Origin of the sequence: Burkholderia sp. Ax-1720 (assembly GCF_011753035.1) — a bacterium.
In the GTDB taxonomy this organism is placed as follows: Bacteria; Pseudomonadota; Gammaproteobacteria; order Burkholderiales; family Burkholderiaceae; genus Burkholderia; species Burkholderia gladioli.
In genome coordinates this window covers 52904-76911 of the sequence record NZ_VWWK01000013.1, presented here as the reverse complement: position 1 = coordinate 76911, position 24008 = coordinate 52904, and the positions used below count along the sequence as shown (strand labels likewise).

The following is a 24008-nucleotide window of genomic DNA, read 5'->3' as shown; positions in this document are numbered from 1 at the left end:
GGTCGCGTCGCCGGCAGGTCGTTGACGCAGGATGTCCAGATGCACAGCCAGGAATCACCGGTAAGGCAGGTATGACAGCACCGAAAAATTCGTCGACTTCCTCACAAGCGGACTTCAATCCGGGGCGCCAGACGGCCGATGCGTCCCAGCCGATTCAACAGATGTTCCAGCAGTGGCTCGACGCATGGGGCCGCTTCGCGGAGCCCCTGCGCGCCGCGGCCGGTCAGTCTGCGCAAGCGAATCCGGCTGCTTCCTTTCCCTTTCCGTTCGCCATGCCCAAGCTGCCCGAGTGGTCGGCCGCGGGTGGTGCACCGTTTGCAGCTCAATTCGGCAATCCGTTCGGCGGCCAGTTCGGCAGCCAGTTCGGCGCGGCCTTTCCCGGCGGCGCGGCGCTGCCGGGCATGTCGCTGCCGGTCGCCTCGGTGCCGCCGGCGCGGCTGCAGCAGCTACAGGCCGACTATGCGCGCGAGAGCGCCGAGCTGTTCCGCAAGGCGACCGCCTCGCAGCTCGAGGCGCCCGAGCTGAAGGACCGGCGCTTCAGCGCCGAGGCCTGGAAGGCTTCGCCCGCGCATGCCTTCACGGCTGCCTGGTACCTGCTCAACGCGCGCTACCTGCAGGCGCTCGCCGAGGCGGTCGAGACCGATGCCAAGACGCACGAGCGGATTCTGTTCGCGGTGCAGCAGTGGACCGCGGCACTGTCGCCGAGCAACTTCCTGGCGCTGAATCCCGAGGCGCAGAAGAGCGTGCTCGACACGCAGGGCGAAAGCCTGCGGCAGGGCATGATGAACCTGCTCGGCGATCTGCAACGCGGCAAGATTTCTCAAACCGACGAATCGCAATTCGTGGTCGGCAAGAACCTCGCGAACACGCCCGGCGCGGTGGTGTTCGAGAACGACCTGATCCAGCTGATCCAGTACCAGCCGGTCACGGCGACCGTCTACGAGCGGCCCCTGCTGATCGTGCCGCCCTGCATCAACAAGTTCTACATCCTCGACCTGCAGCCCGAGAATTCGCTGGTCGCGCATGCGCTGGCCAGCGGCCACCAGGTCTACCTGGTGTCGTGGCGCAATGCCGATGCGTCGATCGCGGCCAAGGGCTGGGACGACTACATGAACGAGGGCGTGCTGGCCGCGATCGACACGGTCCAGCAGATCAGCGGCCGCGAGCAGATCAACGCGCTCGGCTTCTGCGTGGGCGGCACCATGCTGGCCACCGCGCTCGCGGTGTTGGCCGCGCGCGGCGAACACCCGGTAGCCTCGATGACGCTGCTCACCGCGATGCTCGACTTCACCGATACCGGCGTGCTCGACGTGTTCGTCGACGAGGCGCACGTGCAGATGCGCGAGCAGTCGATCGGCGGCAAGCACGGCACGGCGCCGGGCCTGATGCATGGCGTGGAGTTCGCCAATACCTTCTCGTTCCTGCGGCCCAACGATCTGGTCTGGAACTACGTGGTCGACAACTACCTCAAGGGCCGCACGCCGGCGCCGTTCGACCTGTTGTACTGGAACAGCGACTCGACCAACCTGCCGGGCCCGATGTATGCCTGGTACCTGCGCCACACCTACCTCGAGAACAAGCTGCGCGAGCCCGGCGCGCTCAACGTGTGCGGCGAGCCGGTCGACCTCACGCGCATCGACGTGCCGACCTTCATCTACGGCTCGCGCGAGGATCACATCGTGCCCTGGCAGACCGCCTACGCCTCGACTTCGCTGCTGACCGGGCCGCTGCGCTTCGTGCTCGGCGCCTCGGGCCACATCGCGGGCGTGATCAATCCGCCGGCCAAGAACAAGCGCAGCTACTGGAGCTTCGACGCGCCCGACGCCAAGGAGCTGCCGGAGCAGGCGCAGGAGTGGTTCGACGCGGCGACCGAGCACCCGGGCAGCTGGTGGCCGGAATGGATCGACTGGCTCGATCAATACGGCGGCCGCAAGACCAAGCCGCGCGCCTCGCTGGGTTCGGCGCACTTCCCGGTGATCGAGCCGGCACCCGGGCGCTACGTCCTGGTAAGGAATTGAAGCAGGAGCATTGACGGATCGCGACAGGCGGCGCACGCTGGCCGTCTGTGCCCCGGCATTTTTTCAACGGAGCGGGTCGCGGTGCGGGCCTGGAGGATGAAGACATGACTGACGTAGTGATCGTATCGGCCGCGCGCACCGCGGTCGGCAAATTCGGTGGTTCGCTGGCCAAGATCGCCGCGCCGGAACTGGGCGCGAGCGTGATTCGCGCCGTGCTGGAACGCAGCGGCGTGGCGCCCGACCAGATCAGCGAAGTGATCATGGGCCAGGTGCTGACGGCCGCGTCGGGTCAGAACCCGGCGCGCCAGGCCGTGATCAAGGCGGGCCTGCCCACCGCCGTGCCCGGCATGACCATCAACAAGGTCTGCGGCTCGGGCCTGAAGGCCGTGATGCTGGCCGCCAACGCGATCATCGCGGGCGACGCCGAGATCGTCATCGCGGGCGGCCAGGAGAACATGAGCGCGGCGCCGCACGTGCTGCCGGGCTCGCGCGACGGCTTCCGGATGGGCGACGCCAAGCTGGTCGACAGCATGATCGTGGACGGCCTCTGGGACGTCTACAACAACTACCACATGGGCATCACCGCCGAGAACGTGGCCAAGGAATACGGCATCACGCGCGAGGCCCAGGACGCCTTCGCGGCGCTCTCGCAGAACAAGGCCGAGGCCGCCCAGAAGTCGGGCCGCTTCGACGACGAGATCGTGCCGATCGAGATCCCGCAGCGCAAGGGCGAGCCGATCCGCTTCGCCAGCGACGAGTTCGTGCGCCACGGCGTGACGGCCGAGTCGCTGGCGGGCCTCAAGCCCGCCTTCTCGAAGGAAGGTTCGGTGACGGCGGCCAATGCCTCGGGCCTCAACGACGGCGCCGCCGCGGTGCTGGTGATGTCGGCCGAGAAGGCCAAGGCGCTTGGCCTCACGCCGCTCGCGCGCATCAAGGCCTACGCCAATGCCGGCGTCGATCCGAAGGTGATGGGCATGGGCCCGGTGCCGGCCTCGCGCCGCTGCCTGGAGCGCGCCGGCTGGTCGGTCGGCGATCTCGACCTGATGGAGATCAACGAGGCCTTCGCGGCGCAGGCGCTCGCCGTGCACCAGCAGATGGGCTGGGATACCTCGAAGGTGAACGTGAACGGCGGTGCGATCGCGATCGGTCATCCGATCGGCGCATCGGGCTGCCGGATCCTGGTCACGCTGCTGCACGAGATGCAGAAGCGCGATGCGAAGCGCGGCCTCGCATCGCTGTGTATCGGCGGCGGGATGGGCGTGGCGCTGGCGGTCGAGCGCCCGTGACGCCGCCGCGCGGCGCGGTGGGAGCGCGCCGCGCTTGAACCAGGCAGACGACGAAGGAAGCGCCGTCCGGCGCTTCGACAACGATAAATGGAGTGTTCAGTATGACTCAGCGAGTGGCTTACGTAACGGGCGGCATGGGCGGCATCGGGACGGGCATTTGCCAGCGTCTGCACAAGGCGGGTTTCAAGGTGGTCGCCGGCTGCGGACCGAATTCGCCGCGCCGCGCGAAGTGGATCGAGGACCAGAAGGCCCTGGGCTTCGATTTCTACGCCTCCGAGGGTAACGTCGGCGACTGGGAGTCGACCAAGCTCGCCTTCGACAAGGTCAAGGCCGAGGTGGGCGAGGTCGACGTGCTGGTCAACAACGCCGGCATCACGCGCGACGTGGTGTTCCGCAAGATGACGCTGGAAGACTGGCAGGCCGTGATCGACACGAACCTGACCAGCCTGTTCAACGTGACCAAGCAGGTGATCGACGGCATGGTCGAGCGCGGCTGGGGCCGGGTGATCAACATCTCGTCGGTGAACGGCCAGAAAGGCCAGTTCGGCCAGACCAACTACTCGACCGCCAAGGCCGGCATCCACGGCTTTTCCATGTCGCTGGCGCAGGAAGTGGCGACCAAGGGCGTGACGGTCAACACCGTGTCGCCGGGCTACATCGGCACCGACATGGTCAAGGCGATCCGCCCCGACGTGCTCGAGAAGATCGTCGCGACGATTCCGGTGCGCCGACTCGGCTCGCCCGACGAGATCGCCTCGATCGTCTCCTGGCTCGCTTCGGACGAATCGGGCTTCGCCACGGGCGCCGACTTCTCGCTCAACGGCGGTCTGCACATGGGCTGAGCCTGCTGGCGCGGCCGCCGTGTGGGGCAGGCCGCGCCGCGGGCTCGACAGATTCCGAGTGCGTTCCGTCCGGCCGCGCGCCGTCGCGGCGGCGAGCGCTGTCATCGCGCCACCCCGGCGCTCACAGGTGTTCCATGACTACTACAAAGAAGACTGCCGAACGACTCATCAAGAAGTACCCGAATCGCCGGCTGTACGACACCGAAACGAGCACGTACATCACGCTGACCGATGTGAAGCAGCTCGTGCTCGAGCAGGAGGATTTCAAGGTCGTCGACGCGAAGAGCAGCGAGGACCTCACGCGCAGCATCCTGCTGCAGATCATCCTGGAGGAGGAAAGCGGCGGCGTGCCGATGTTCTCCTCGTCGATGCTCTCGCAGATCATCCGCTTCTACGGCCATGCGATGCAGGGCATGATGGGCACCTACCTGGAAAAGAACATCCAGGCCTTCATCGACATCCAGAACAAGCTCGCCGACCAATCGAAGAATCTCTACGACGGCAGCAACGCGATGAATCCCGAGGTCTGGTCGCAATTCATGAACATGCAGGCGCCGATGATGCAGGGCATGATGACCAGCTACATCGAGCAGTCGAAGAACATGTTCGTGCAGATGCAGGAACAGATGCAGAGCCAGGCGAAATCGATGTTCAGCTCGTTCCCGTTCAAGCAGCCGACGCCGTCGGACGATCCCGACAAGAAATAAGCAGCAACGGGGCCATCGGATGATGGCCCGGTATCGAAACGGCCCGCCTGGTGCGGGCCTTTGTCATGTCCGGCGCTCGCATGCGAGTGCCACGCCATGGTCGAACGCGCCGCCGCAGAGTCGTCTCCGGCGGCGCGTTCGCTTGGGCTCAGGCCAAGTCCTCGCTGAAGTCGGCGTAGGCCTCCACCTCGTGATGCCGGCGCCCGTGCTGGCGCTTCAGCGCGCGCAGCTCGAGCGTCGCCTCGCAGAACGCGTCGCGCAGCCGGCGGATCTGATCCTCGAAATCCTGTCGTTCCTTGAGCAGGTTGGCGACGTAGCGGTCGACCGGGCGCCTGGCTTCGTGCAGCGACAGCGATGGCTCGCAGGCGACGTCGATCGGTGCCAGCGAGGCGTCGATCGTCGCGAGCGGGCTCGCGCCGCCGGGCAGGGCGATCGGGCCGGCGGCGGGCGGTGTCGGCTCTGGCGCCTCGCTGCCCGACGTGCTCGCCGTGTCGACGCGATTGAGCAGGCAGCGGTAGCCATAGCCGTAGAGCGAGAGGATTTCGCAGCCGTGGCTGCCGTCGAGCTGCAGTTTCTTGCGGATCCGGCTCACATGAGTGGCGACCGTGCGCGTGTCGATGTCGCTTTGCAATTTCCAGATCCGATTCAATAAGGTTTCATGTGAAATCAATTGATCCGGATGTCGGAAAAAATAGGCGGCCAATTCGAATTCCTTGCGAGTCAGATTGACCGATTCGCCATGCAGCCGAATCTTCGCGGTTTTCGTATCGAGCGAATAAGCGCCGAAATCGGCACGGTCATTCGAATCGCCTGCATATCGCATGGCCGCGGTCATGATGCGTGACTGGACTTCGGCCTCGCGCATCGGACGCACCAGATAATCGTCGGCGCCGGCTTTCAGCGCCTCGGCGGCCGATTGGCAGGTGTCGCGCGCCGTCATCGCGACGATCGGCACGTGCCAGTCGAAGTGATGCCGGGCCCAGGCGATCAGGTCGATCCCCGACAGATCAGGCAGCACCACGTCGACCAGCAGGAGTTCGAAATCGTTGCGCCTGAGCGCGGCAAAAAAATTATTTCCAGTCTTGAAGAATTCAGGCTGATGACCGTCATTTCGCAACCACGATTCCAGTTGCTTGGTTTGATTGGCCGGACCGCCGAGAATGGCGACTTTCATCGTTTCTCGCCTCGTTCGGTATAGATGCGATTGAAGATAGGAGCCGTTTTTTGCAGTATCCCGTCATGCTAAATCGCTTCGATTGGTAATTTGTAACGAAAAGATACAGGCTGTTGCAGCCATCGGACCCTGAAAGAATCGATTGGAAAGTCCGTCGCAAAAATCGGAGGAAAGGCGCACAGGCCAATAAACCGAGCGATCCGGGAAAGCACGAAGGCCACGGGCATGTCCGTTGCGATGCGGCATTTTTCGTGCGGCGGCCGGCGTTGGCGGGTCGAACCCGCTGTAACGAATCGTTGCAGTCTGGCGGGCCGCGCATGCGGCGGCGCAAAAGCCGGTCCCGCGCCGCGAGAGGGCAGGCGCATCCATCGCGCGGCGGTAGTGCCCGCTCAGTCTTCCATCGAGGCGCGGCCGTCGTTCAGATGCACGCTGGCCCGATCGCTTTTCACCAGTTCGGCGAGCAGGCTCGCGCGCGCCTCGGGCGTGGCCGAGTGCAGTTCGCCGGCAAGCGCGCCCGATTCGGGCAGCCTCACCCAGCCGACGATCGCCGAATCCGGCACGCGCGTGGCATTGACGGTCGCGCCGGTCGGATCGTCGTGCCCGTCGGCGGCTTGCCCGGCCTGCAGATGACCGGCCTCGGCCAGCGTATGGGTCAGGTCGTAGGCGCGATCGGTTTCGGCGAAGCGCCGCGTGTCGATCAGGTAGACGTAGCCGCGTTCGCCGGCGCCGCCGCCAGCGGCCTGGGATAGCGCCGTGGACGCGACTTTCGAGGTGGCGACGCCGGATTGCCCGGGATTGCCCTTGTGCTCGCCGAGTCCCTGCGCTTCCAGCAGGTTCGTGTCCTCGTCGAGCGGGCGGGCGCTGCGAAAGCCGCCGTCCTGCCGCAACTGGTTCGGCGAACGCGTATCGCCGCGATAGACGAGGCCGCGATAGCCATACAGCGTTTCCTGCCCGGGAGATACCGTCGAGCGGCCGAGCGCGATGGTCTGGCCCGCGCGCCCCGTTTCGGTGATGAAGCGCCGCAGGTCGGCGAGGCTGTGAATTTCGTCGGTGGCCTGCGCCGAACTCGAGGCGGCGGCGCCGGTCGCGAGGCGCGAAGACGAGGCCGCGGCCTGCGTGGTGGGCGGCGCGGCGCGACTGACCGCCGAGGCGGGCAGCAAGGCCTCGCCATCGGGCAGGTCGATGCCGACCGAGCCGAGCAGGTCCTTCGAGAAGGAGCCGAATTCCAGCTCGGGCAGCCAGTCGCGGGGCTCGTCGTTACCCGTGACGACGGCGTTCGGATCCTGGCGACGGCGCCCCGCGCGCAGCGGCTGGTGCGTCGTGTCTCCCGGCACGGCATTGGGCACGCGCGCCGGGCCGTTGCCGCGCGAATGCGAACGAGCCGCGCGTGCATCGTCGCCGGGCGCGTCGGACGACGTGCTGCCATCGGTCGACGAACTCGTGCCCGGCGGCTGCCGATCGGCCGGTCGATGCGTCGCGCCGAGCTTCGCGGCATCGCCGCCATGCAGCACGAAGCTGCGCCCGGTCTGCTGATCGTGAACCAGCACGGCGGCGATCCGCGAGGCATCGGCGATGCCGTCGCCGCCCGCGATCGTCGGATGCCCGCCGCCCGAGGCCTTGACGATTTTCGCGGTGGCGCCCGGTTTGCCGAAGGTGGCGGCCGCGATCCGCACGATCGTGTCGGCATCGCGCGTCACGTCGACGTGACGATCGGCCTGGCCGGCGGTGACCTCGGCCAACACGCGCCGGCGTGCTTCCATCACCTTGCGCGAGCCGGCACTCGGCGAGGGCGCCGTGCTGCCCGACAACTGCTGGTGCAGGGCATGCAGCATCGAATCGAGCCCGGGCGAGCCGGGGTTATCGATCACATGCGCGCCCGCCTGCTCGAGGCCGAGGCGCCAGGTCAGCGGTTCCCGCGCGTTCGCGGCGTGCTCCGGCATGCGCTCGGCCAGCCTGGTGGCGGCGGCGACACCACGCGGGTCGAGCACGGCATTCGAGAAGCGTCGCCGCAGGTTTTCGCCTAACAGATGCGAGTTGAGCCAGTCGGCGGCCTCGGCCGGAGGTTTGGCGGCGAGTTCCTGGATCTCGGTTTCGCTGAAGCGGAAATCGCGCAAGGTATTGCGCGCGTCCGCCGGGCTGGCCGTGCCGTCGAGGCCGGCCAGTTGCGCGCCGAACAGGCGGATCGCGTAGACGGGATTGTCCTGCGCGAAACGCGTGGCGAGCTGCTCGGCAATGTGCTCGGGAGCTTGGCCCTGGTAGGCGCGCGTATCGAAGCCGAGTTGCGCGTCGAGGGCCGCGGTATTGCCGCCCGCCGAAAGCCGTTGCGCCAGCGCCGGCAGCGACGCCTTGGGATTGAGCGCGGCGTCTTCGAGGAAATGCCGATTCAGTTGCGCATACACCTGATCCGCCGTGGCGTCGGCCGCGACCTGCGCCAGTTGCGGATTGCCGCTCGCGCGCGCCTCGTCCTGCAGGAAGGCGCGGGCGGCTGCCTGTTGCGCGGCATTGCCGTTCGCGCCCGTGCTCTGCTCGGCGAGCACGCGCAGGGCGATTCGGGCATTGGCGTCGGGCGCGTGATCCTTGAGCAGGGCCTGGGCCGCTGCCGTGTCGCCCGAGCGCTGCAGCGCGTCGAGCTTGCCGATCTGCGCCGGCGAGAGTGCCAGCGTGTCCTTCATGAACTTCGCGGGATCGGCGAGTCTGGCCGGATCGGCCTGGCCTTCGGCGATCCGTGCGTGGATCGTCGGCATCGCGCGCAGCAGGGCTTCCTCGCGCATCGAGGCGTCGATCGGCCGGGCCTTGCGCGCGTTGATCTCGGCGACGACGCCGCGCCGTCCTGCGTAGGCGAGGTAGACCGGGCTCATGACTGCGCGCGAGGCGCTGATGCCGGCGCCCGCGGCCGGATTGACAGCGAGCTCGGCGATCGTCAGCGCGCCGATGGCGGTGCCGTAGCCCATCTGGATCTTCGCGTGCCGCTTCTCCTCCTTCAGCGAGTCGAGCTTGAGGTCCTGGTGCGCGAGGATATGCGCGCGCAGCGTATCCGGCACCGCCGGGCGCGCGTGCGTGCGACCCGTCTGCAGCGGCAGCACCTTCTCGTTGTAGCGCAGCTTCAGTGCGGCGAGGCGGTCGACGCTGGCGCCCTTCGCGAACTGCGAGACCAGCGCGGCGCGGATGTCGGCGCGTTGCGGCCTGGTGGTCGGCAGCGTCGCGTCGGCTTTCCAGAATCGCCACGAACCGAAGTGCAGGGCGGCGTGCAGCTTGCTCCTGTCCTCGGCCGGCAGGGCCTGGTAGTGCTGGATGAAGCCCGTCGCGTCGCCCGATGCCGCGATCGCGCGCAGGCTGCCCGGCGCGAATTCGGCCGTATCGATCCCCGCCGCGCGCATCTGCGTCTCGACGGCCGCGACCGCCGGCGCCATCGGTCGGCCCAGCGCCTCGGCGCGCGCCGTCTTCAACTGGTCCATCACGGCCTCGGTGCGCCCGGGCCGCACCTCCATCCCGATGAAGGCGTCGATCACCGCCTCGCGCGCGCCGCGCCGCATGCTGGCGGTGTTGATGTTGCTGGTGCGGCCCAGGTTCAGCACCTGCATCATGTTGCGCTCGCCGGGAAAGTGCAGGACCTGGCGCAGCTTCTGCTGGCCGGCCAGGCCGAGCGTGGCGTGATGCGCGAGGAAACGCGCGATCTCGGGTTCGCTGCGCGTGCGCAGGATCGAGTAGACGTTGGCGTCGAGCTTGTCGCTCGCGAACAGCGCGTCGAGCTGGCGCGTCGCGGCGCTGCCGACATCCTGGCGCGCGCTGGGCGGGCGGGTGACGGCCGAGCGCAGCGCCTGCATGCGGTCCACCGACTGGTTGACGCCGCGGTTCTGCAGCGCGCCGGCGCCGATGTAGGCGGCGCCGCCGGCCAGGCCCAGGGCCCCATCGGCCGTCAGGGCGCCGCTGCCGTAGAGCGATTTGCCGTGGTCCGCGGCGCTGTGGATGCGGCCCGCGAGGCCGGCGGCGCCGAGGCCGACATCGCGGATCGCGCCCGGGGTCGCCTTGGCCAGCGCCTCCTTGGCTTGCGCGTGGGCGCTCAGCGCATCGTTGCCGGCGAGGGTGCCGGGCCGGGCCTGCTTCGCGTCGGAGTGGGTCTGCGCGACCTTCAGCGTCTTGTTCGCGTAACCGACGCCGGTCGAGACGATATCGAGCGTCTGCGGCAGCATGCCGACGCCGTTGGCGGCGCTCGAAACGGCCTGGGTGGCCGGGTTGGCGCCGTGGAAGGTGCTGACTATCCCGTTGACGGCCGAAGTGGCGTTATTGGCGGCCCAGAGTTCGTAGCCGGCGGAGGCGGTCGGGCCGATCACGGCTTCGGTCTTGGCGAGCGCGGCGCGCGTGCGGTGCGGGTTTTCCTTGCTGCTGCCGCCTCGGTTTTCGTCACCGGCCGCCTTGCGGGTGCCCATGCGCGAGGCCAGGCTGGACAGTGCGTCGAGCGGGCCGCGGCGTGACTGCTGGCTTGGGGCGGGGGCGGCGGGAGTTGTCGACGAGCCCGGATGGGCGGTGCTTGCGGCGGGATCGCCAGGGGCGGTCGCCGAAGGCGAAGACGGCAGGCGATTGACTGGCGGCGGCATCCGGGCTCTCAGACGGACATCGATGTTGGTATGGGCGCCGGACCGGCCGGTGCCGTGCGCGTATGACCAGAGAGTGGCGCATGCCGAAAAACATGTCATCTGGATGACAGGAAGCCGTGTCGCGGGATGCGAAGCGGGGCGCGATCCCATGTCCGAACTCGATGCGGCCGGCGCCGGCCATCGGGCATGGTCGGCGTTGGCGATCGCGATGATTTCACGGCCGCCGAATTGGCCAGGAAGGTCCGGCGGCCGTCAGGAACAAATGGTTGGTGTTATCGCGATACCTGCTCGATCAGTTCCTCGTCGCAAACCAGCGAGCCCAATGGCGTTATCGAGGCGGCGGATGCGTCGGCCGTGGTTGGCGCATTCGGGGCCGGCGTGGCGGCTTCCACTTGTTGCTCGGCGACGTAGTTGCGCAGAAAACTGCGCATGGCATGTCCCACGCCCATCGAATTGACTTCGCGCAGATCCGCCTCGTAATAGCGTCCTGCATTGAAGTTGCCGGTGATGATTTCATAGGAGGGGAAATAGTCGACCCAGTCATATTGATGGGTGACGGTTTCCGCCGCGACGCGCAATACCGACTTGCTGTACGTGGTGGCGACCAGGGCATTCTTCTTCTCGTAGGTCGCGATCAGCGGAACGGGGGAGACGGTAAGCAGGACCCTGACGCCGGGGTTCATCAGCTTCAGGCCGTAGAGAAACGATTGCAGGTCGGCCACCACCTCGTTCACCCCGAGGTTCGTGAACTGGTACTTGCTCTCCTCGTATTGCCCACCGGCCACGCCGGGTGCCAGGGGGAAGACTTCCCCGTGGGCCCGGTTCGACCAACTTTCCGTCAAGCCGAGCGTGAAGATGAAGACGTCCGACTCGAGGAACATGCATTTGACATAGTGCAAGTGCTCGGCGCGAGCCGCTATCACGTCGGCCGCGCTGCCATATCCCTCCGGCGTCACGGCTGGACGGAACGCATCGACATAACGTCCGTCTGCCCGCTGCCACACGATTTCGTTTTTCACGCGGTGGCTCATTGATTCTTCGAACAATTGAAGCAGTTGTCTCGTGGTGTACAGATTGCCGAACCTGGCGGAAAACACACCATATCCCAAGCGTGCGCGCTCCTCGGCGGGAAGCTGCTCGCCGTGCTCCGGGACGTAGTAATTGAATCCGAGCTTCGATAGCCGGCTGGAGATGTGCTGGGCAAAGCAGCTACCGGCGGTGGCCACCTTGTCTGTTTGTTGAATTCGGAATTTCGGCAGGCTGACCGGATCGAGGGCGAAGGCATCGATGCCTGCCACGCCTTTCCTCCAGAACTGGTGATCCGGAATACCTTGATAAGGGTTCGTCACGCGAAGGCCTCGATGGTTTGCATTACGATCGACAGGTGGGGGCTATTGCCTTGCAAATGTTCCTTGCCGGCCCGGTCATAGGCGTCAAACGAGCCTTCGATGAATTCATCGAGGCTGAATACGCGATACGACACCCCTTTGAAGAAATAGGATCCGCCACTGACTCCAAAGCGTTCGGCGATTTCCGGGAAGACCGGATATATCGGGGCCTGGACCAGCGTATCGTGGGGAATGATTCCCGAATCCACGGCACGATCGCCAGAAATCTTGCGGGCGATGAGCAAGGCCATGTCGTAGATGGTTTGTGCCTTCGGATGATTCCCGCTGTGCATGAATGCCCCACGACGCACCCAGGCCGTGAATTCATTGCGGACGTCGAGTCCGCACATCGAAAATGTATCGATCAGAAATTTCTTTTCACTTTCCCACAGCGTGTAGTACCAGATTTTTTCATACACGGAGTCAGTGTAGAGCGACCGGGTTTTGGCCTTGTCCATGCCGAGCTGGTGCGCGGCGAATGCGATCGTCGAGTGATAGTCGTCAAGGGGCGACTTGACCGACTGACCGTGCAGGAAAACATTATGCAGATCGGGATGAAAGGCTCGAAACTGGATGATCGGGATCATGGTCGAATTTTCCATCGATGAAAAATCGACAATTCCCAATTGCTGAATTTCGGACGTGTAGAGGACGTGATCGTACTGGCTGACTTTTTCCTTCCACACGTCGCCCGAGGAGGTGAATTGCCAGTAATCGCAGCCGTCGATTCGGGCGTACGGGCAAATCATTGACAAGGATTGCGCGATCCCCATGGTCTGGCAATTGGAGATGATCAACCACTTTTCTGTCTCGGTCGGCATGAACTTCCTCGGTTGCTGTGGTGTCTTTTGGTGCTTGGAATTCTAGCTAAAACGTCAGGGATTGATGTCGGATTTTTTCGAATGCGCCGCGAAATGGAGTAATGAGGATCATATGTAAATAAATTTACATATGATCCTTGGTTTTTTGTAAAAAGTCGCCGTCAATATTGCATATTTTTCATTCTGAATTCGTGACAGACCGGCCCTGCTTCGAAAGAATTCCAGGTCCGCCACATGACTCGCGGCGGCCATAGGCCACTGGACATGACGCGGGATGGTTCGACGCGTTGATCCAGATTCAGGGTGGGGGACTCGGTGCCCAGGCAAACGTCGGTGGCACCCGACGATGCGGGTCACGCATAAGAAGCGGAATATCGTGCAGGGTCATCCATCAGATTGGTTGCCCTGTATCTGTAGCGAAGCTTTCATCAGCGTGTCGTCTGGCGTTGAAACGTTCGTCTTGAGGTTTCCCCGATTCCGTGGGTCCGCATGCAGAGTGGCCAAGCTCATCAATCAGGAGCTCACTTCATGCATTCATGTTTGAGTCAACTGTGATCTTCGGGTATGTCTATAGCATGTCAAAAGTTAAGCAACATTTGACCGCACTGTTTCGTTTTTTCGCGCAGCCAACAGGTTTCGGAGTCAATTTTTCATTGCCCCGCTAGGCTGCCGGGCAGCATCACCCCAGCCGGTCGTAACTGATGGGGGAAGCTTTCGAGCGTCAATTGTTCCGCAGTGTCGTGCTAATGCGCCTTGGTTGCAGCTTGTTGAAAATGGAAAACGTTTGCGTTTTTGCGAATGCTTCCAGAAACCGTGTGCTTCTTATTACTGAAAACGAGAAGGGAAGGGTGCAAGGTGCTTCGTCAGCAATGACCTGTTTATAGGTTCGTTTTTATGGGGGGATCCCGGCTGCAGACGGAGGTGATATCGACATTGCCGGGGTCTGGCGGTTTTGCAATCAGGGCGATGGATCGAGATGGGTTGGCGGAGGCCAAGATGCGCGCTGAGCGAGACTGTCGATGTGGGTTGCCCGGGAGCGCTGGGCATCACGAATCTCACGCCGTGTCTTGTTCAAAGGCTCGGAATCCAGGCCGCGGAAGTGACTCATCCGCTTGTTGGCGATGCCTTGGCCGGGTCGGCCTCGACGTGGACGAACGTCCCGCGATCGTTGCGGATTCGGAGCATGCCGCCGCCGGCCGATTGTTTTGGGTCGCTGGAGCCTAAATCGCTGTAAACTCTCGCTTTTGCCGCCACACCCCCACAAGATTCCCGATGTCCCATACCCCGAAAGTAGGGTTCGTATCGCTCGGCTGCCCTTAAGTCAATGAAAATAAACTTGGTGAGCGGATCAAAAGGATAGTCTGCTATGTGTCTCGGTTATTTCATAGCCCGAACTGCCGTTGTGGACCGCGCCGCTGCGGACAAGCGGGAGCTATGTACCGCGATTGCGTATGCCAAGAAGGTGGTCAGCCGCAATGCTAGGTTCCCATGTCAGAATCCTGGACTACAACCGGGGAAGATATGGACGACCGCATTGCAAAGCTCAAGACCTCGCAAGAGGCAAGGCAGCTGGCCAACAACGCGCAACGATTGGGGCGCTCGGATGTGGCGGTATTGGCGATCGAGCGCTCACGAGAACTTCTGGCGGAAGAGGAGGGATTCACCAGCCCTGCTGAGCGAGCTATTGCCATCGCGCTCTACGCATACGAAGACGAGCAGAGCCGAATCAAAGATCGACCTTTTCGCGCCAATCGGACTCGCAACATGTTGAGCAAGCGCGGTGCGCTAGCGGCTGCTGAGCGCATTGTGTTGCACAGGCCGATTTCTCAAGGGTTCAAGGTGCTGGAGCAGGCAGGACTACAGAGTCTGAGTTTCGAGGCCATCATTGATCGGTATCCGAATGAATTTTCGATCGAAGCTGTAAACGCGGCTCGCGCGCGCCTTCAGCTAGCGCCGGACGTGAAGGACGTGATTTCGAGTAGTACTTCGACAACAGTGACGTCAGATAGCAGCGATGTGCGCACGGCTGTCTTGGACGGTGAGGCGATAGCATTTCTTGAAGGTTTTTGCACGCAAGACAACTGGTTCCATTTGAGCTGGCTGCCCCGCTACCGGAGAACAATTGAAGCCATAGCGGAGAGTTTGTCCGGTGGGCGACCAAGCGATCTATTTTCCACTTTGTGGAGGGAGGTTGACAACTCCATCGCAAATGCGGGGAGAGGGGCCCTGAGAACTGGTGTCGCTGACCGGATGCACGAAGAATTTCTCCAGGTCATTCACGATGTCCATGCGGACGGCTCGCCCGCAAGCCATGATCGTATTGTGGCTCGGTTTGAGAGATGGCGGGATGATGGTCGCATTGACATGGTGCCCCGGCTTCTTATCAGGCGAGCGTTTGCTGGAATACACCCTAATTTGTATCACACTACTGTCGATGCGAGCAGTCAGGACATCGCATTGAACTGGTTTGCGAAGCACACAAACTTTGAGATTCCTGATTCTAAGAGTTGGGCAGTCCGAGCGCGTTCTCTTGTTTTTCATCTGGATCGATTCAGCATTTTTCAGGATAACGTATTAATAAGAAATATGTTTCCATGGGCTGTTGTGAGTCAGTTGCGACGACGAACCAGTAGCGATGAGTCTTCTCCGGGACATACCCCGCGGCCGTCGTCAGCTTTTGCAAATCTTCCATCCGCTCAACGCAGAATTTCTTTGCGGCACAATAGAGTGCAAACTGAGCTGTACCGGCTACTCGTAATTGAACATGGCGAGAAGCGTGTTTGGACGGAGAGAGAAACCGGAACTGGAGGATATGCAGATGCGGTCGTTGTCTTGCCCGATAGTGCTTGCTATCTATATGAAATCAAGATCGCGGACACCGCTGGGGAGGTAGTGAGGCAAGCTATGGGGCAGTTGCTGGAGTATGGATTCCGACGAGGAGGGCTTGAGCCTGCAAAGCTATTTGTAGTGGGTGAACCGCCTCTCGACGATGTCACGGCCGTATTCATTGCGCGCTTGCGCAGTGAATTCAATCTCAATCTCGAATATTTGCAAGTCACGGCTCCAGAGGGAGAGGATTCCACTGAATAGCCGATTACTGTGGCCTCGCTAACACTTTGATGTGTCCTGTCCCGATCAAGAAATTACGATACGAGCGGACTGCGGCATCAAACGCTACACGTGCTACTTCCGGGCTGGCATCAACGATATTGCCGTGAGCATCAACCACAGCGAGCCGAGCAGGCTCACCCGAGCCGGTCGTCACGCTTAATCCTTGATAGCTAACAGCGGAAATCTCGAAGGCCGATTGTGCTGCCATTTTATATGCTCCTATGGTTGCTATTGCAGCCAGATTGATGGTGTGGCGAGCGCCGTGCTAGAAAAGGAGGTCGCCGCAGCTTGTGGTTCGAATTTCATGTCGACTATTCCTGTCCAAGCACCCAGCGTAGGGCGGCAGCGCGGTCGCCGGATGCTTTGACCAACTCAGCCTGGATGACTTGCTTCGAGCGCATTCGCGGTACTCCATCGTCGATCACTGCACGCTGCGCGCGAGCCTTCGCGTGGCCCTTCACGCCGTCGCCGGCTGCGATCAACTCCTTTACCTTGGCCCGCTGTTCGGCCGGCTGCATTTTCACCAGCGCCTTCGCATGCGTGAGATTGATTTGATCGGCTTCGATGGCGTTCTGTACGTCGGCACAGCATTCCAGCAGGTTGAGAGAATCGCGAACGGCCTGCATTGAACAACCGAAGAGCGTCGCTACCTCAGCCTCGGTGTAGTACTCGAGGTTGCGTGCCATCTTTGTCGCGCGTGACATTGCGGTTTCCTGCTGCCGAATGACGTTCTCGCTTGCAATGGCAGCTGACAGTTTCTTGTTGCGGTCTTTGGGTGGAATCCGGCGCACAAAGCCTGAGATCAACCGGGGCGGTTCCCCGCGCTCGCGGCGTCGGCGATTCGCCTCTCGGCAGTTCTTCACGCGCTGGCGCCCGGTTACCACTTCGGTGGCACCGGTTTCTGGATTCTTTGACACCTCGATCGGCTGAAGTACACCTTGGAAATCGATGTTACGCACCATCGCCTCATTGAGAGGCCAATGGACGCGCTCGTCGTACAGGGGATGTGACTCGTCCACGACGAGAGTCAGGTCGTCCGGATCGAAGTCGAGCAAGTTTCCCTTGCCCTTCGCGCCATATGCGTCTTTTGAATTCTTCGCCATTTATTCCTCCTTTTCGGCAGAATCGCCCATGTAAACTTCGGTTGGTGCATGCCCATGTACCAAATCTATCTGAGCGCGTCGTGGTGAGGATACGTTTCGACCAGCTCGTCTAAGTGTTGGTGGATTCGTTCGCTTGCTCGGGAGCTGTCGATTGATCTTGATTGATATTTTTGTGTTATCCTTGATATCCTGAAAATTAAAATATGAGGTAATAATGGAAATTTTAATTGCATATGGTGCATTCCAGTTAGAGCCTAATCTTGGTCAATTTTGGCCGCTGGCCTATATCTATGAGATCGACGAGAAGGGTAACGAGGTACAAATCGCGCAATTGAATTTCCGCTTTGGTCGAGTGTCAGGCCAGGTATCTTGTGCTACTGATCAGGAGGCAATTGCCGATGCTAAACGCTATCATTCGCCGTGGAGAGACGAGGCAGGGAATATCTTTATCATGTGCGAAGGCGAGAAATGTGACATCAAAAAAATTTTGTAATTAATTATTTTGATAACGTAACCTGAGTGGCACTGTACTTGCACGGTCGGATAGATTTGACATTAATCGCATTGCTGTAGTATGCAGTCGCTTCACGAGGGCGGCAACGACATAAATCAGCGACCGAATGCAGGATTTAAGCGGTCGGCGCCTTGCGCCGGCGACGATAACGTCGTGCCATGTAGGCGATGCGGCCTGGCTGTATTGGCCAGTGCCACGTCATCTTGATGCTTGCTGTTCAGGTTCGATCACGTGGTAGTGCAGTTATATGTAGCGATAGAACAAGGCCATGCTACTATCCCCTTAAAATATGGGGGTGGCGTGAGATTCTTGAAAAATGTGATGTCTGTGCTTGCGGCGATACTTGCTGTTGTGATTATTTCTGACTTTGGCGCGACCTCCGCGGGGACCAAGCCGTATGATCCCTCGCTGATGGCGAGCTGGATGCAGGCGATCGGTTCGGTTGCCGCTATCTTGGGCGCGCTTTGGATTGCAAGCGAGCAGAGTCGTCGAGAAATTGCGCGGCGAGCAGAGGAGTCGAAACAAGCTGATTACGTGCTGCAAGCCGAACTCGCATGGTTGAGTAGTGATATAGTTTTATTTCTCGAGCAATTTTCTAACGTTGAGGCTGGTGCAAGATCTGGCTATGTAATCGCAGATGACGACTTGGCTAGCTTATTGGATCGCTTGTCATGGTGTCGGCAGAGAGTAAAGCACAAGGGTCAATTGGCGATGATTGGCCTGCTACACACCGCGTTAATTACGATAGTGAGAATTGTTCGTGCGAGAATTGCACGCCCATCTACAGTTTTTGACAAGAGTGAGGCTACGAAAATCCGGCTGCTTCGAATTGAAGTTGAAACAGTTGCTAAAGTTGCGTCTGGAGACGAGTATGATCCTCGTTACTCGTCGTAGTCAGACCTATTCGAAAGTAGTTTCGCTGTAGTAGGTGATGAGTGAGGCCATGAAAAACCTTCAAAGCGTCGTGACAATGCACGACGCTTTGACGGAATTATCGCGGCCGCCATTCGCTGCCGCGCACTATACGGCCGACTGGTTCGAGCACTAGCACCTCGGCTTCTTTTTCGGAGCGAACGAGCATTGCACCGCGCTGCTGAGCCTTTTTGAGTGAATCGTGCAGCATCGGCGGCGTGTTATGGCCGAGTGTCATGAAGATTGGTAGCCGCGCACTGGTCGGCTGCATGGTTAGCTGATCAACGCGTTTTTCAAGGTATGCAGCTGCGCTTCGCCAATCGTCCGCCGTTCTACGCGCTACATCTCGTTCGGCTGTGAGATGCTCGATTCGAGCAAGCAACGCTGCAATGCTGACGTCTGCTGGAGTGCCTGCGTCGGTGCGCCTTTCCTGTTTGGAGGCATTTTCGCCTGCCATCTCGAATCGGGTCTTCCAGACGCCTGTCTGATCGGATCCGACTGCATCGGCAAGTGCCTTCACCGTAGGGCTTTCCACAGCCGCAAGGTGCTCTTCAATTCGCTTATTCATGCAATCTCCTGGTGCAGATGCTGCGCGGCCGCAGCGATGTGACCGTCTTCTACCCAGAACGTCTCAATGTTGCCCGGAAGACCTCTGGGTGGGGACTTCAGGCTCATGAACACTAGCGCCGTCTCAATAAAACCGTCCTGCGCAAGATCATCCAACCAGTAGAGCAAGCGGTCGCGCTCTGGACCGATGACCACGTCGGCGCGATCTAGCACGAGCAACTTCAGCCCGCTGAAGTGCGCAATTGCCGCAGAGATAAGCGCGTCGACTCGCCAGCGCTCGGATTCCGACAGCAGTGCGTATGAACGGCCCCCGGCTAGGATCTCCATTTCGGGCGTAATCGTGACATCCATCCACTCGGACATGGTGGCCAGGTCGGTCAACTGCTCGTTGACCGGCGTCAGTGCCTCGCGCAGCAAATCAGCCGGGATGCCGTCGGGTGCCAGCGCGTCGCCGATCGCCTCGTATGCCGCGACGTCGTCGTGCAGCGCGGCGGTGCTCTTCGCCAGATCCGCCGCGCCGGCGGCGCGCCGCTCGATCTCGTGCATCGTCGCGATGTCGGTGTCGAGCTGCTTGCGACGCTCCAGCAGGGCGGCCAGTTCGGCGCGCGCCGCGTCGGCGCTCTCACGCGCGGTGGCCTGGCCCGAATCGTCGGTGTCTTCCTCGAGCGCGCGCAGTTGCGTCGCGGCTGTGTCGGCTGTGTCTAGATCACGCTTGCGACTTGCCACCGCGTTCTGCAACGTCTTCAGGCCCTGTTCGTATTCGGGCAGGCTGGCGGCGGCATCGTCGTCGCGCGAGCCGGCAGCCGCCGCAGCCGACAGCAGGCCGTTCAGGTAGCGGAGCAGGGCGCCGCACTCGGGGCACGAGCATTCGGTGCCGGCCGGCGCCATACCGGCGCGGGCGCGCAGCGCCTCGACCTTCGGCAGGAATTCGACCACTTGCGCCTCGGCACGCTGGAGAAGCTCGGCCGCCTTGGCATAGCCGCCGGCGCGGTTGCACAGGTCAGCGATCTTGGTCGCCCGTGCGCGCGCCGCGGTATCCGCTGCGTCCGCCGCGCCGATTTGTTGCTGCAGCTCTCCGATCTGGTCGTCTAGGGACGCTCGGTCGCCGGCGGCCTTCCGCAGCGCCGCCTCATCGAACTGGACCACCTCCGGGCACCAGATCGCGCCCTTCTGGCTGCCGTAGGTTTCGCCGGTGGCGGCCCGCCAGGCCTGCTTCGCGCCGCGCGCTCGGTCGCCCGCCTCCTTCTGGGCCGCTTCGAAGCCAGCGCGCAGCATCGGCGTGATGGCCGCGAGCCGCGCGGCTGCTGCTGGCGGTACCGTACTGCCGGACAGCCCGAGCTTGTCGAGCAGCCGGGCGCGCATCTCGTTCAGGCCGATCTTGACGCCCATCAGATCGTACAGAAAGGCGCGGCGCTCGGTGGCCGACAGGTGCGCGAAGCGCTGGGCGTCGAGTACCAATGGCAGGCGCGGATCCTCGGCAATTTCGCGCTTCGGCTTGCCGGCGGGTAGTACGAGGCTGTTGGATAGGCTGCCGGCCTCGACCAAGATCTGGCCGGAGTCGGCACCCTCGGTGACGAGTCGGCTGTACTCCTTTTTCAGCGACACTCGAACAGTGTCGCCAGTGAGCGCCATGCGCACGGCTTCCTGCAAACTGCTTTTTCCTGAGCCGTTCGGGCCGGCAAACAATGCCACGGGCCGCGCGAGCAGGATATCGGCCGAGCGCAGGCCGAGAACGTTCTGCACGTATATTCCGGTGAGTTTCATTCTGGTTCTCCTTCGTCGCGTGGCTTCAGCACAGCACGTTGGCCGTGGGCGTCGGCAGGGCCGATAACCCCGTTTGCTTCGAGCTGCTCAACCAGCCGTGTTGCGCGATCCTGGCCAATCTTGAATTCCTTGCGGAGGAGAGACGCCGACACGCGTTGCTCAGCGATGACGAAGGCCTCGGCGTCCGGATATAGCTCGTCCAAGTTTGCTGCTTGCTCGTGCCAAGCTTTCCATCCCTTGATCCAAGAGATGCATAGTTCACCAGCCATCACAGGGCATTCGCTTTCCGGTTTGCCATCCTTGGCCGCGTCGTTGCCGGCCTGGAACTGCTCGTCAAGCTGTGCTTGGGTTGGTCCGTCACCGAGCAGCGGCGTCACTTCTCGGAACTCCGCGTCCACGATATCGCCGGCGCCCCCGATGGTCGGGCCGTCCATCCCGTCTCCGTCCTCGGCCGTGTACTCGCCGCCCAGATTCAGCCCGCGTTGGTCCGATTCGCCGCGCACCTCGTTCATGCCGCCGGTATGGTCGGCCGGGTTGGCGACGACAACCAGAACGGACTTTCCGCTGGCTTCGTAGAGCTCGTGGAGGTTCGGCGAGGCGCCGCTGAACTTCACAACCGCTTTGACGCCATCTTTGATGGTGATCTGGTCCAGATCGCCTTGAACGACGACGCGGCCGTCGCTCGCGATCAGGTGCGTTGCCATCTTCACGGCGTTCTCGACGCGCTTGCGTGCTCGGTCGATGATGTCGTTTTGTTTTCCTTCGGAGAGTTTGACCCAGACGTCGGGCAGCATCTTGAGCTCGAGAACGACGGAGGAAAGGAGGTCTTTTCCGATCGTCGCCGCGGTCATATTGAGGATGTTCTTCGAATCGGGCTGCTGGTTCATAGTCAGATTCCTTGGGTTCGAGTGCGCTGACGGTTATTCCGCGTTGATCGGTGTACGAGACCGGCGGCCGGCGGAAGATGAGGCCGAGGCGTTTTTTCGCCTGGCTACAGAAGCTCGCTCTGCGTCATCCGTCATAGAGCGCATACGTGCCGCGGCGAGGGCATTCAGCTCCGCTTTTGCGACTTCATCAGGCACAGCACTGATTGCGCTACGTGCGAGGTCGAGGTCTTCGGGCGTATTCGCTTCGTCGATGTCTTCGCGGATACCGCGCACAAGGCCTTTGACGTCAAAGCCGAAGCCGCCTTGTTGGCCGGTGTCGGCGACGGCGCCATGACCACTGTCGGCCAGTGGCTCTTCGGCGCCGTTGGCACCGCCCTCGGATAGCGGTGCATCCGCCTGCGTCGATACGGTGGGCGCTGCGGTACGGCGTACCTCTTCTGCGGGCTGCGCTGGCGTGCCGCGCAGATTATCTAGCGCGGTGGTCTGCACGGTGAACGAGCCATCGGGGTGGACATCGACGATATCGGCCTCTTCCTCGGACGTTCGGCCCATGCCCATGACGATGTCGGGTGCGTGGATGTTGCCGAAGAAGCTGCCGGCGCGGTACTGGAACATCAGCGTGCGCAGCCCGGTCTGCCACTTCGAGCCCGACTTCCCAAACCAGCCTTCCTCCACGACCATGCGCATGCTGACCGGCGCGGATTCGATCACGGGCATGCCGATGTCGCGGTAGAGGTCGAGCATGCGGCCGGCGTATTGACGGACCTGATCCGGTGCGAGTCGCAGCTCGGGAGTGCCCTTCGGAAGGGCCCAGCGTCTCGGTTTCTGCGTCGTAGCCGATGCTGTGGACCTGCGAGGATTCGACGGGCTTTGTGTCGATGTTCTTCATGAGGTGTGGTCACTCCTGATAAATTGGACCGGCTCCAGGCAATGGCGCCGTCCGGATAGCCGTTGCGCGTCATGCGACGGTTTGAAGATAGGCGGCGAGGTGAGCGCTGCCGTACCAGAGTAGGCCGATGGCCATGCCGCACGCGGCCGCCCAGATGCGCACGCGCTTGATGTAGCGTGAGGCTGCTTGCCGTCTGGCTATGTGGAGCAGGGTGTTGTCGTGTCCGGTTCGCATCACGAGCTCCGTGTTGTACTGAGCTTCGTAGATTCGCCCCAGCCGGCTTTCGCGAGAGCCGCGTCGGCAATTGCTCTGATGCCGGTGGGAAGAACGACTGTCGCCGCGACGAGGCGCAAGGCTGCGGCGAGGTCGCCAGCAGCAGCGAGCTGCTGCGCCTTCTGCGAGCCGTTCGGAAGCATCGAGCAGTCGGCGACGAGGTTGCCCGTGACGCCTTCGGTTTCCACGCAGACGATAGCGCCATACGCAGCAAGTCGGGAGGTATGTCGAGTTCGGCTCATGTGGAACTCCATGCGTCGAGTTCTGCTGCCGATGGGCGCAGCCCATCGGCGTCATCGCTCGCGCCGACATACGCATATAGCGCAAGCAAAAACGCAACACTGAGGCAGAACGGAATCACGAAGCTGGCGCGTAATCCCCGCGATAAGCGTCGGTTGTGCCGGATCAAGCTGATTGTGGCGAGCGCCCATGCAGCGCAGACGATGGCGAAATTGACAGTCATTGCTCGCCCCGCTTTTCGACCTCGATGTGGTCGCTGCAGTGGCTCAGACCCGCGTCTCCGGGGCCGAGATCGGCACCGCATTGCGAACACCGTGTAGCGGGGAACCGTTTCACGTCGGGCTTGTCTCCCGTTGTCTCCCCGGCTGTTCGTGCCGTATGCCACCATGACCTGAACAAAATTTGAAGCGAATCCATGGCTCAGATCCTCCTCCACTGGGGGAAGGTGCCACGCCGTACAACCTCCCGTGCTTCCTCGTGATCGGCTTCAGCGATGAGCCTGCGAAGCGTCGCAGTGCGTGCCGCTCGCAAGGTGTCGAACACGACATACAGATCTTCAATGCGGCCACCGCACAAGGCGGCGTCGATCAACGCGCCGGCCTCGGGCGATACGTCATATGCGTCGAACGTCAGGGCATCGTCGATACGGTCGTTGCGCTCGTTGCGCGCAAACTCTGCTTCATCGGCTTTTGCCTGGAGGGCATCGTAGTGTGAGTCGGCGCGAATTGGGAGCTGATGAATGTTGCCGTGAGAAAGGTTCAGAGACAGCATGGTTACCTCCGTAACGTGGTATCTGAAAGGAATCCTTATTAAAATTTTGATCGAGATGGAAGGCTGCAGAGTTGAGGTAGCGATTACACGTGATGCCTCGATAGGCCAAAGCACTACGGGTGAAAGCTGAGGACTCGCATGCCCGG

The 24008-nt window shown here is 62.1% G+C and carries 21 protein-coding genes; 7 read left to right on the top strand and 14 right to left on the bottom strand.

Annotation, left to right across the window (positions count from 1 at the left end):
* Positions 1-71: 71 nt before the first annotated feature.
* The 4 genes from phaC (at position 72) to phaR (ending at position 4853) form a co-directional block, all read left to right on the top strand.
* Positions 72-2018, top strand: coding sequence for a class I poly(R)-hydroxyalkanoic acid synthase (gene phaC / locus F3J18_RS06775; protein ID WP_084152430.1), 1947 nt, complete (start codon positions 72-74; stop codon positions 2016-2018).
* 104 nt (positions 2019-2122) lie between these two features.
* Positions 2123-3304: an acetyl-CoA C-acetyltransferase gene (locus tag F3J18_RS06770; RefSeq protein ID WP_025097675.1), complete on the top strand. Its 1182-nt coding sequence runs from the start codon at positions 2123-2125 to the stop codon at positions 3302-3304.
* 101 nt (positions 3305-3405) lie between these two features.
* On the top strand, positions 3406-4146 hold the full coding sequence (locus F3J18_RS06765) for a 3-ketoacyl-ACP reductase (protein ID WP_025097676.1): 741 nt from the start codon (positions 3406-3408) through the stop codon (positions 4144-4146).
* Positions 4147-4280: 134 nt separating this feature from the next.
* Entirely contained in the window at positions 4281-4853 is a 573-nt protein-coding gene (gene phaR / locus F3J18_RS06760; RefSeq protein WP_025097677.1) for a polyhydroxyalkanoate synthesis repressor PhaR, read from the top strand.
* A gap of 148 nt (positions 4854-5001) precedes the next feature.
* On the opposite strand, the gene F3J18_RS06755 is transcribed toward phaR, so the two are convergent.
* The 4 genes from F3J18_RS06755 to F3J18_RS06740 all read right to left on the bottom strand — a co-directional run bounded on the left by F3J18_RS06755 (position 5002) and on the right by F3J18_RS06740 (position 12831).
* A complete protein-coding gene (locus tag F3J18_RS06755) occupies positions 5002-6027 on the bottom strand; it encodes a response regulator transcription factor (RefSeq protein WP_166912103.1) in 1026 nt (341 codons plus the stop codon).
* A 389-nt stretch (positions 6028-6416) separates the two neighbouring features.
* Positions 6417-10454 (bottom strand): hypothetical protein, encoded by a 4038-nt coding sequence (locus F3J18_RS06750; RefSeq protein ID WP_166912101.1) that lies wholly within the window; start codon positions 10452-10454, stop codon positions 6417-6419.
* Between the two features lie 440 nt (positions 10455-10894).
* Positions 10895-11971: a GSCFA domain-containing protein gene (locus tag F3J18_RS06745; protein WP_166912099.1), complete on the bottom strand. Its 1077-nt coding sequence runs from the start codon at positions 11969-11971 to the stop codon at positions 10895-10897.
* Positions 11968-12831: a WcbI family polysaccharide biosynthesis putative acetyltransferase gene (locus F3J18_RS06740; protein ID WP_043278100.1), complete on the bottom strand. Its 864-nt coding sequence runs from the start codon at positions 12829-12831 to the stop codon at positions 11968-11970. The genes F3J18_RS06745 and F3J18_RS06740 overlap by 4 nt, the downstream gene beginning before the upstream one ends.
* A 1521-nt stretch (positions 12832-14352) precedes the next feature.
* Between F3J18_RS06740 and F3J18_RS06735 the strand changes: the two genes are divergently transcribed.
* Positions 14353-15921 carry a hypothetical protein gene (locus tag F3J18_RS06735; RefSeq protein ID WP_166912096.1) on the top strand — a complete coding sequence of 523 codons (1569 nt, stop codon included), beginning with the start codon at positions 14353-14355 and terminating at the stop codon, positions 15919-15921.
* Positions 15922-15925: 4 nt separating this feature from the next.
* Here the strand turns inward: F3J18_RS06735 and F3J18_RS06730 are convergent, their stop codons facing one another.
* A complete protein-coding gene (locus F3J18_RS06730; RefSeq protein ID WP_166912094.1) occupies positions 15926-16150 on the bottom strand; it encodes a hypothetical protein in 225 nt (74 codons plus the stop codon).
* Positions 16151-16253: 103 nt separating this feature from the next.
* Positions 16254-17045 carry a hypothetical protein gene (locus F3J18_RS06725; RefSeq protein ID WP_166912092.1) on the bottom strand — a complete coding sequence of 264 codons (792 nt, stop codon included), beginning with the start codon at positions 17043-17045 and terminating at the stop codon, positions 16254-16256.
* A gap of 214 nt (positions 17046-17259) precedes the next feature.
* Between F3J18_RS06725 and F3J18_RS06720 the strand changes: the two genes are divergently transcribed.
* Both F3J18_RS06720 and F3J18_RS06715 read left to right on the top strand, forming a co-directional pair.
* Complete coding sequence (locus tag F3J18_RS06720; RefSeq protein WP_166912090.1) at positions 17260-17538, top strand: hypothetical protein; 279 nt, start codon at positions 17260-17262, stop codon at positions 17536-17538.
* Positions 17539-17880: 342 nt separating this feature from the next.
* Positions 17881-18453 (top strand): hypothetical protein, encoded by a 573-nt coding sequence (locus tag F3J18_RS06715; protein WP_166912087.1) that lies wholly within the window; start codon positions 17881-17883, stop codon positions 18451-18453.
* A gap of 97 nt (positions 18454-18550) precedes the next feature.
* On the opposite strand, the gene F3J18_RS06710 is transcribed toward F3J18_RS06715, so the two are convergent.
* The 8 genes from F3J18_RS06710 to F3J18_RS06675 form a co-directional block, all read right to left on the bottom strand.
* A complete protein-coding gene (locus tag F3J18_RS06710) occupies positions 18551-19039 on the bottom strand; it encodes a 1-pyrroline-5-carboxylate dehydrogenase (RefSeq protein WP_166912085.1) in 489 nt (162 codons plus the stop codon).
* The gene (locus F3J18_RS06705; RefSeq protein ID WP_166912083.1) at positions 19036-20802 is read right to left on the bottom strand and encodes an AAA family ATPase; all 1767 of its coding nucleotides are present in this window, start codon (positions 20800-20802) and stop codon (positions 19036-19038) included. The genes F3J18_RS06710 and F3J18_RS06705 overlap by 4 nt, the downstream gene beginning before the upstream one ends.
* On the bottom strand, positions 20799-21689 hold the full coding sequence (locus F3J18_RS06700) for a DNA translocase FtsK (protein ID WP_060003621.1): 891 nt from the start codon (positions 21687-21689) through the stop codon (positions 20799-20801). The genes F3J18_RS06705 and F3J18_RS06700 overlap by 4 nt, the downstream gene beginning before the upstream one ends.
* 33 nt (positions 21690-21722) lie before the next feature.
* On the bottom strand, positions 21723-22433 hold the full coding sequence (locus tag F3J18_RS06695) for a hypothetical protein (RefSeq protein ID WP_240154521.1): 711 nt from the start codon (positions 22431-22433) through the stop codon (positions 21723-21725).
* Positions 22434-22647: 214 nt separating this feature from the next.
* Positions 22648-22812: a hypothetical protein gene (locus tag F3J18_RS06690; protein WP_166912020.1), complete on the bottom strand. Its 165-nt coding sequence runs from the start codon at positions 22810-22812 to the stop codon at positions 22648-22650.
* Positions 22812-23105: a hypothetical protein gene (locus F3J18_RS06685; RefSeq protein ID WP_060003626.1), complete on the bottom strand. Its 294-nt coding sequence runs from the start codon at positions 23103-23105 to the stop codon at positions 22812-22814. The genes F3J18_RS06690 and F3J18_RS06685 overlap by 1 nt, the downstream gene beginning before the upstream one ends.
* The gene (locus F3J18_RS06680; RefSeq protein ID WP_155301741.1) at positions 23090-23314 is read right to left on the bottom strand and encodes a hypothetical protein; all 225 of its coding nucleotides are present in this window, start codon (positions 23312-23314) and stop codon (positions 23090-23092) included. Before F3J18_RS06680 ends, F3J18_RS06685 begins: the two co-directional genes overlap by 16 nt.
* A 197-nt stretch (positions 23315-23511) precedes the next feature.
* On the bottom strand, positions 23512-23862 hold the full coding sequence (locus F3J18_RS06675; protein WP_052143114.1) for a hypothetical protein: 351 nt from the start codon (positions 23860-23862) through the stop codon (positions 23512-23514).
* Positions 23863-24008 lie beyond the last annotated feature (146 nt).